Origin of the sequence: Epilithonimonas tenax DSM 16811 (genome assembly GCF_000428485.1) — a bacterium.
Classification (GTDB): domain Bacteria; phylum Bacteroidota; class Bacteroidia; order Flavobacteriales; family Weeksellaceae; genus Epilithonimonas; species Epilithonimonas tenax.
The window spans coordinates 1-1562 of record NZ_AUAA01000095.1 but is presented as its reverse complement, the minus strand read 5'-3'; the positions used below and the strand labels follow the sequence as shown (position 1 = coordinate 1562).

The 1562-nt window shown below is 29.4% G+C and carries 2 protein-coding genes; both read left to right on the top strand.

The genetic code is table 11. From position 1 onward, the window contains the following. The first annotated feature begins 139 nt into the window (after nucleotides 1-139). Complete coding sequence (locus F564_RS0117640) at nucleotides 140-538, top strand: hypothetical protein (protein ID WP_028123733.1); 399 nt, start codon at nucleotides 140-142, stop codon at nucleotides 536-538. A 44-nt stretch (nucleotides 539-582) separates the two neighbouring features. Then, a complete protein-coding gene (locus F564_RS19685; RefSeq protein WP_084406837.1) occupies nucleotides 583-1335 on the top strand; it encodes a PH domain-containing protein in 753 nt (250 codons plus the stop codon). The last annotated feature ends 227 nt before the right edge of the window (nucleotides 1336-1562 follow it).

The window sequence follows — 1562 nt, the reverse complement described above, 5'->3', positions numbered from 1 at the left end:
AATTCTAATCAACTTTTCTGTAATATTTGAACTGCGGTATTTCTATTGAAGTTCTGTGCAAAAAAATCCCCGCCTTCGGCAATACCCAAACCGTTGTAGGCAATTTTAGAAAACCGCGTTAAAATCAAAATATCGAATTATGAAAAAAGCAATCTTATTATTAACTATTTTAATTTCAGGAATATTTCCTAAACTTTATTCCCAAGAATTAATTTCTAATGTAAATTTTCTTAAATCAAATCTCTATATGCAAAATATGGTAATGATTTTAAATGATATTTACAAATCAGAAAATCAAACTAATATTACTACAGAAAATATCAACACTTTAAACTCTAATCTAACAAACATTAATAATCATTATAATACTATAAAACAAAAGTATGATAAAGCAAAAGGTTTTAAAACTTATGAGGAAAATGTACAAGGTTTAAATAAAACTATGGAATTTTTGAAAAATAAAGATTCTAACTGGACGCTTTTATTTTACCTTATAAAACTTAATCTTGAAGATTTGGTAAATAAAGAACTGGAGTAATTTTGACAAAAAAAATACATTAAAATAAAAATATAAAAACAAAAATGGCAAATTGTATAACTTGTGAAGTTGAGCTTAAATCAATGAACACACCTCTATTTGGACATAAAACGAGTGATGGCGATAAAATTTGCACAAAGTGTTCCCGAAATTTAGGATTAAAAGGTGGAACAGAAGTTATGAAACTGACTAATAAAATCAAACAATTTACAACAGCCGAATTTTTAATTGAATTGCGAAGACTACAAGAAAAAAAAGTCGTCCAGAACAAACCATTAAATGATTTAATTGAAAAAATCAGGAAATTGAATCCCGCTGTTGCAAATAAAAGAGAAGTAAAAGAACTTCCAACAATATTAATGGACGGCGAAGAAATTGAGAAAATTGATTCTGGAATGTTGAAAAATGGAACTGGTTTTACTGGAAATGGTTTACTTGTTGCGACAAATACACGTTTGATATTTATAGACAAACCAACAATCGGATTTGGAATTAAAATGGAAGATTTTCCTTATGATAAAATTTCATCTGTTTCTGTCGAAACAGGTTTTCTTAAAGGGGAACTAAAACTTATTTGCTCTGGAAATTCAGCTACAATTAATTTAGTTACAGGTGCAAAAGTCTTTTCAGAATTTATTCGTCAAAAAACTTCGACTAAACCAATAGCAATAAATCAACAAATTACAGAACCCGACATATTAGGACAAATTGAAAAATTGGCTGAATTAAAAAATAAAGGAATATTATCAGAAGAAGAATTTAGTTCTAAAAAAAGTGAATTACTTGCAAAACTGTGATGAAAAAACTGCCTACAACAAGGGTTTGGCAATAGCGGGCGGAAAGTACAAAGTTCACGTTTTGTACTCCGGTAGAAATTTGTATTTTAGTTGAAAATTTCGGCTTCGATTTGCCCGCCATCGCCAAGCCCCGAGCCGTTGCCTGCAAGCTTAGAAAAACGGACTGCAGAAAAAAAATATTCAGAAAATGTCCAAAATTGAGATAGCAAAATGTCTTTAGTTGAATT